The organism is Halogranum amylolyticum, from assembly GCF_900110465.1.
GTDB lineage: Archaea > Halobacteriota > Halobacteria > Halobacteriales > Haloferacaceae > Halogranum > Halogranum amylolyticum.
The window spans coordinates 133,136-139,822 of the sequence record NZ_FODV01000010.1 but is presented as its reverse complement, the minus strand read 5'-3'; the positions used below and the strand labels follow the sequence as shown (position 1 = coordinate 139,822).

Genomic DNA, 6,687 nt, shown 5'->3' with positions numbered 1-6,687 from the left:
CGGCGGCTCCATCGAGTTTGCGTTCGTAGATCCGGTTGGGCTTGCGGCGGTGAATCGCCGCAAGCCCTTCCTCAGCAAATCGGTGCCGCGTGCGCTGGACGGTAGCGGGGCTACAGTCCAGCGCGTCACTGATTTTCGGATCCGTCCAGCCTTCATCGGCTTTCAGTAAGATCCGTGCCCGCGTGAGTTTCCGAGTGCTTTCCTGGCCGGCTGAGATAAGAGCCTTCAGCTCAGCCCGCTCTTCATCAGAGAGTTCCACGAGATACTTCTTCCTTGCCATGATCTCCCCCGAATTCCTGCATCTAAGACGCTAGCAGAGGAGATAGCCTTAGCGAATGAGAATTGACGGAACACTAGTGACTCTGGCGCGAGCGTTCCCAAACGTCAGTGTGGGGCCAGCATGGTGGTTTAACGACAGTCCGTACGGTATTGACGAACAGTTGAGGCATATGGGCAGCGTTGATCTGCTCGCAAATCACGCAGGGATGGTTAGTGACTCCCGAAAACTGGTCTCTTACGGGTCGCGATTTGAGATGTTCCGACGAGTGCTCGCAAACTTACTTGGAGAGATGGTAAACCAAGGACGAGTTCCAATGGGTCATGCCAAACACCTCGCATCACACGTCGCATATGACCGACCAAAGGAACTGTACGGATTCAACTGACTGAAGCAGTAGTATGCTCCCTGGGTCGGTGTCCGCTTGCTGAGTGGTTGTTTGTGAGTAGAGGCGATACAAATGTTTACTGCTTGAAACAATATCCCGATTGAGGCTGGCTCAGTGTCCTAAACATAATTACATTGATAAAAAGATGCATACCCTAGTTTCACCTCTATTAATGAGAGATGACCCAAAAAGACGGAACCTCACATCGCATACAATCGCTTCAGCGAGCGGCAGATATGCTCGAGCGAATCCGCTGCGAGAGAGGGTGCGACGTAAAGGAGATTATGGAGGCATTTGAGCTACCCCGGAGTACGGCTCACATCTATCTGAAAACGCTGGAGGAAATGGGCTTTGTCGAACGGAAAGACGGGACGTACTACTTGGGCTTGCGGTCGCTCGAATACGGCGGATACGCGAGACATCAATTGAATGTCTACCAAATCGCGAGGAACATGATTGATGAGCTTGCTACCGAGACACAGTCGGTGGCGACGTTAGGATGCGAAGACGATGGACAGCGGGTGATGTTGTATCGAACTGAACCCGTGGATGCCGTCTCGGACAACGCACCAACCGGCGAGTATACCGAGATGCACTGGACAGCACTTGGAAAGGTACTTCTCGCCGAACGAACTGACGAAGAAGTAAGGACGATTGTAGACCAGTTTGGGCTTCCGCGTGCGACCGAGCACACCATCACCGACCTCGACGAGTTGCTGGCGGATCTGGAGACGACTCGGTCCAGAGGATACGCAATCGAAGACGAAGAGCGTGTAGTAGGTGTGCGGTCGATCGCAGTTCCGATTGAGGTCACTGACGACCTTTTCGACAATGTCGCAATCTCTATTGCCGGACCGAAACCGAAGTTTGAGTCGGAACGAATCGAGAGTGAACTCGTTCCGATGCTCAAAGAGACTGCCAACGTTATCGAGCTGAAACAGCGGCACTACTGAGCCCAAGGTCCGGTAACTTCGATGGAGAAAAAACCCGATTCGGTTCAGACTCCGCTGTACGCCGAGAACCCACCATCGATCGGAATCACCGTACCGTGAACGAATTCCGACCCCGGTGAGATCAACCATAGGACGGTCGTTGCAAGGTCCGATGGGTCTCCAAATCGACCCTGTGGTGTGTGATCAATGATTGACTGGCCACGGTCTGTATACTCGCCAGTCTCTTCGTCAATCAACAGATAGCGGTTCTGTTCGGTTAGGTAAAACCCGGGCGCAATGGCGTTGACGCGAATGTCCGTCGAGTAGTTGTGAGAGATATGAACAGCCAACCACTCCGTAAAGTTTGACACAGCAGCCTTCGCGCTCGAGTATCCTGGAATCTTTGTCAACGGCGTGAACGCATTCATCGACGAGACGTTCAGGATGACTCCTTCTCCCTGTTCAACCAGATGCTTCCCAAACACTTGGGAGGAAAGGACTGTTCCGATGAGATTGACGTTGAGGACGTTCTCGAAGCCCTCTTTCGGGAGGTCGAAGAAGGAAGTCTCTGGGCCCGTTGTCGCCTCGGGATTGTTCCCGCCCGCCGCGTTGATGAGCACGTCGATTCGTCCGTACTCTTCGATGGCCATTTCAGCGGCCGCTTCCAGTTCTGCTCTGTCGAGAACCGATGCCGACACCGTCAGATGGTCGATATCCAATTCTGTGAGCTCGGCGCTTGTCTCCTCGAGTCCCTCCTCTCTCCGGGCGAGAAGGACGACCTTTCCCCCGTTCTGGCCAATCGCTTTCGCCATCTCTGTACCAAGAACGCCTGACCCACCCGTTATCACACACACCTTTCCTTCAATATCGAACTTGTTGGGTACGCTCATTCTGAACTCCTTACGACGATTATCTAACGTAACTCCATATGAATCTTGTGTGAGTAAGGCAGCCTGTGGATGAACACGAGTCGAATGATGGTGCCTCTCGAACATGTCTGAGTTATGGATGGTGGTACAACCGTTTCACAGGGAGCGATTGACGTGATCGACTCTCAATACCGTCGAATCGATATCAGATTGCGACCGGCCTGTGAGAGACTTGTACACTGGCATTACCCCGCTCGACGAAAATTGAAGAGACATGCATCGTTCGCCGCCTCGTTGCTTTTCTAAGAGTATTGGACCGGAGACGTTGAGACCCCAGTGGCCCGTCGGTTGACATGAACTCACTGATCTTGGAACTACATGTGTGGCACCAGTACCGTACCAGAAGGAGTTTCGAAGTTGTGCAACTCGGTGGTTCTTGCTGATCCAAATTGTACGAATCAGAATCTCTTTACGGCCCCTTTCTTTAAGACTCAGTTGATGAGGTCAGCCAATGAATTACAAGTCACACGTGACGAGAAGGCACTGATCCTCGCGTACGACCACGGACTGGAGCACGGCCCAGTCGACTTCGCAGACGTCCCGGCATCGGCGGACCCCGAGACGGTGTTCGACGTCGCGACGCACGACGCCGTCACCGCCTTCGCCGTCCAGAAGGGCCTCGCGGAAGCGTACTACCCCTCCTACGAGGACGACGTCACCCTTCTCGCGAAGCTGAACGGGACCTCCAACATGTGGAGGGGTGAACCTGACTCGGCGGTCAACTGGTCCGTCGAGAACGCTGCCGACCTGGGGGCGGAGGCCATCGGCTTCACGCTCTACGGCGGGTCGAACAACGAAGTCGAGATGGCCGAGGAGTTCCGCGACGCACAGGAGGCCGCTCGCGACCACGACATGGGCGTCGTGATGTGGTCCTACCCGCGTGGCCAGGGGCTGAAGAACGACACCAGCGCGAGCACTATCGCCTACGCCTCCCGCCTCGGTCTCGAGCTCGGTGCGGACATCACGAAGATCAAGTATCCCGGTTCCGCCGACGCGATGCAGTGGGCCTGTGACGTCGCCGGCAACACGAAGGTCGTCATGTCCGGCGGGTCGAAGACCAGCGACCGAGAGTTCCTCGAGACCGTCGAGACGGCTATGAAGGCTGGGGCGTCGGGACTCGCCGTCGGGCGCAACATCTTCCAGCGAGAGAACCCAACAGAGCTGCTCGACGCGCTCGAACAGATCATCTTTGAGGACAAGACTACAGACGAGGCGCTTACGATGATATCATCTGTCAAGAGTAGCGCTGATGTAACCTCTCACTGATGGCCGCGCAATTAGATCACCGTCCGGATACTGTCTCCCAAATATTCGCTACGCTCGCCGCGCTCGCACCTGAGGTTCGTCGAGCACTTCCGGGCCGTCGTACAAAGGACAACGAGACTAATCCGAGCGGTGAGACGCAACTCGCGGCCGATGCCTACGCCGACGAGTTGTTCCTCAAACACCTCGGTACACTTGACGGCGTCATCGAGTACGCGAGTGAGGAGCGTGCAAAGGTTGTCTCGACGGATGACAGCGATATAGACCATGACGCCGGTGGTCTCTCAGTCGCCATCGATCCGCTCGACGGGTCGGGGAACCTCAAATCGAACAACACGGTGGGGACCATCGTCGCTGTCTACGATGCTCCGCTGCCTGCAGCAGGATCGGACCTTGTCGCTGCCGCGTATGTCACCTTCGGCCCCATTACAACGATGATAGCTGCAGACGCTGATGGCGTGACTGAGTATCTTATCGACAACGGGATTAGAGAAGTCCTCACCGAAGACGTTCGGCTTCCCGCGGATCCTGTAGTATATGGGTTTGGTGGATGGGTCCCTAATTGGTCTAGTAAATTTTCCGCATATGTTAGCGAAATCAAATCTGACGACAGCATGAAACTGCGCTACGGCGGCGCGATGATTGGTGATATTAACCAGGTGCTCACCTACGGAGGTATCTACGCCTACCCAGCGTTACACTCTGCACCGAATGGCAAACTTCGTCTTCAGTTTGAGGCCAATCCGATTGCGTTTATTATCGAAGGAGCAGGTGGGCGCTCGTCCGACGGCACGCAGTCACTGCTCGACGTCGAACCAACCGAACTCCATCAGCGCGTACCGGTCTACGTAGGCAACGAGGTCCTTGTTGAACAATTAGATGAAGTACTAAATTGAGATTTAAAAGTGGGGGAAGTGGTGATTGCCAGAGAACTAAGCGATGACCACAGACCTTCAGCCAACCAACGTCAATCATTAGACTCGCTGAATTGGCTCTGTTCTTGAATTATTGTCTCTGATACCTATTCGAATACTTGGCCAAATTATGGATGCTGAGTGTTACACTTGATTAACAACAAATGGTGACACCACCCTATACTATATGTGATTGGGATGCCCAGTATAGGAAGTACCACTGGTTATACAGTGTGTACCCTGTGAGTCCACCTAGACCATATGCGAGAGGTGCGTTGGTCCAAGCTCTGCAGAATAATCGGTTCCATATGTGTCTAGGGATCACCTGTCAACCACTGAGCCAACACTCATGCTGTTCCTCGAAGTTTCGCAAACCGGCCACAATATACTATATGGTTGACAGATATTACATGTAAACGTAGTCAGCAAACTTGTTCCGTACCAGCGTTTATTCAGAAAGGACATCATCTCACTATTATTGGTTTCATGGTAATTCATGGTTTAATTGAGGCACAATAATTAACTAACAGGATTTCAGAGCTGTACGTGATGCAGACTGACCGTGACAAAACGGATACGCTCCCTCGGACCGTTGGGCTTCGTGATCTTCTGCTTCTCAGTACCGGTGGCATGATTGGATCGGCTGTATTCTTCTTCCCTGCGTTCACCGGTCAATGGGTTGGGCCCGCCTCAATTATCGCGTGGCTTGCTGCTGGTGTTGGTATGGTAAGCATCGCACTCTGTTATACTGAACTCGCGACTGCTTTCCCAGAGTCTGGTGGCCCAGCCGTTTTTCCCGCCGAAACACTCGGGCCGAATCCACTTATTCGCCGGTTTTTTTCCTATCTTGAGGGCACATCGTACGCTTTGGGATGGGTCTTCGGCGTCGCTGTCTCCGCGTGGTATGTGGCGAATTATCTGGGTTCGATTCCAGCACTCAGTGGAGTTCGTGGGCACACAGTCTTGTTTGGACTGCTTTCTATCGCTGCAAGCCTTTTCATCACTCTCCTTGGTATCGATGTGACAAAACGAACCAACCTGGTCCTTACTGCGCTCATTCTCGCTGTCCTTACTGTCGTGGCGGCTGTTGGCATTTCGAATGGGACCCCCGAGAATATGACTCCATTTTTCACTGGTTCTAGTACCCAATTCTTCGCTTCTATTGGCGTTGCTATCACTGGATATGGGGCATGGACCGTCGTGCCTGCCGCTGCCGGCGAGGTAGAAAACCCGTCACGAACGATTCCTCGCGCTATTGTGGGTAGTCTCGTTCTCACAACCGTCTTCTACACTTCAGTCGTACTCGCATTACATCTTACCGTCCCTCCATCTGCGTTCGAAAACGGCAATCTCGTGATGATCGCACCATTGTCCGCAGTCACCACGAATGCGGGATTTCCACTCTTTGCGAATTATGCGCTCCCACTCGCTGCGCTCGTTGCAATTTTCACCACAATGCTTGTTGGTATGACCGGCTCCGCACGTGTTCTTTGTTCTCTTGCTGAGCGTGGCACATTTCCAACTGCATTCGCCGCGACAAGCGACCGGACTAATGCCCCGTACGTCGCACTCTGTGCGATTGCAATCGCGGCTGCTGCGGTCGTCGTCGGCAAACAGGTGCTCGGCGGTATCGTCCTTGCTGCGTTGGTTGGGACGGTACTCCCGTACGCAATCAACATCGCGTCTTTCGTTGGACTCCGAGTATACCGTCGGGACGTTACTCCGACCTTCTACGCACCAGGTGGACTCGTTACCGCTGCGATAGCACTTGGATTTCTCTCGCTCCTTGCTACCGCACTCTCTGTTGACCACCCAGTGATTGCTGCGTTCACCGTTGTTGTGTTACTCGTTGGCTTTGTTGTGCAGTATATTTATAATGATATGACGACGGCATCCGATCATAGCAATGCTGATTGATAATAACTGCTGAGTCAAATATTCTTAGTGCAGAAAATTGTGACATCGTTTCTGGAACGTGTTGGCG

6 protein-coding genes and 1 pseudogene are annotated in these 6,687 nt (G+C 53.4%); 5 read left to right on the top strand and 2 right to left on the bottom strand.

Going from position 1 to position 6,687, the window contains the following annotated elements:
* Positions 1 to 280, bottom strand: a 280-nt coding sequence (locus tag BSG17_RS16705; RefSeq protein WP_139246666.1) for a helix-turn-helix domain-containing protein, incomplete at its 3' end; no start/stop codon positions are given.
* A 70-nt stretch (positions 281 to 350) separates the two neighbouring features.
* Here BSG17_RS16705 and BSG17_RS16700 point away from each other — a divergent pair.
* Positions 351 to 665 (top strand): annotated as a pseudogene (locus BSG17_RS16700) (glucuronate isomerase); the annotation flags it as partial.
* A gap of 179 nt (positions 666 to 844) precedes the next feature.
* Positions 845 to 1,618, top strand: a complete 774-nt coding sequence (locus tag BSG17_RS16695; protein WP_089826117.1) for an IclR family transcriptional regulator domain-containing protein — start codon at positions 845 to 847, stop codon at positions 1,616 to 1,618.
* A gap of 44 nt (positions 1,619 to 1,662) precedes the next feature.
* Here BSG17_RS16695 and BSG17_RS16690 read toward each other — a convergent pair whose 3' ends face one another.
* The gene (locus BSG17_RS16690) at positions 1,663 to 2,487 is read right to left on the bottom strand and encodes an SDR family oxidoreductase (RefSeq protein ID WP_089826115.1); all 825 of its coding nucleotides are present in this window, start codon (positions 2,485 to 2,487) and stop codon (positions 1,663 to 1,665) included.
* 477 nt (positions 2,488 to 2,964) lie between these two features.
* On the opposite strand from BSG17_RS16690, the gene BSG17_RS16685 reads away from it, so the two are divergent.
* The 3 genes from BSG17_RS16685 (at position 2,965) to BSG17_RS16675 (ending at position 6,620) form a co-directional block, all read left to right on the top strand.
* Entirely contained in the window at positions 2,965 to 3,792 is an 828-nt protein-coding gene (locus BSG17_RS16685; RefSeq protein ID WP_089826113.1) for a class I fructose-bisphosphate aldolase, read from the top strand.
* Positions 3,792 to 4,685, top strand: coding sequence for a class 1 fructose-bisphosphatase (locus tag BSG17_RS16680; protein WP_089826111.1), 894 nt, complete (start codon positions 3,792 to 3,794; stop codon positions 4,683 to 4,685). Before BSG17_RS16685 ends, BSG17_RS16680 begins: the two co-directional genes overlap by 1 nt.
* A 567-nt stretch (positions 4,686 to 5,252) precedes the next feature.
* The gene (locus BSG17_RS16675) at positions 5,253 to 6,620 is read left to right on the top strand and encodes an APC family permease (RefSeq protein ID WP_089826109.1); all 1,368 of its coding nucleotides are present in this window, start codon (positions 5,253 to 5,255) and stop codon (positions 6,618 to 6,620) included.
* The last annotated feature ends 67 nt before the right edge of the window (positions 6,621 to 6,687 follow it).

Bases quoted from the DNA above. Each gene is read 5' to 3' on its own strand.
- BSG17_RS16685 (WP_089826113.1), top strand. From the start codon at position 2,965: ATGAGGTCAGCCAATGAATTACAAGTCACACGTGACGAGAAGGCACTG.
- BSG17_RS16675 (WP_089826109.1), top strand. From the start codon at position 5,253: ATGCAGACTGACCGTGACAAAACGGATACGCTCCCTCGGACCGTTGGG.
- BSG17_RS16695 (WP_089826117.1), top strand. From the start codon at position 845: ATGACCCAAAAAGACGGAACCTCACATCGCATACAATCGCTTCAGCGA.
- BSG17_RS16680 (WP_089826111.1), top strand. From the start codon at position 3,792: ATGGCCGCGCAATTAGATCACCGTCCGGATACTGTCTCCCAAATATTC.
- BSG17_RS16690 (WP_089826115.1), bottom strand. From the start codon at position 2,487: ATGAGCGTACCCAACAAGTTCGATATTGAAGGAAAGGTGTGTGTGATA.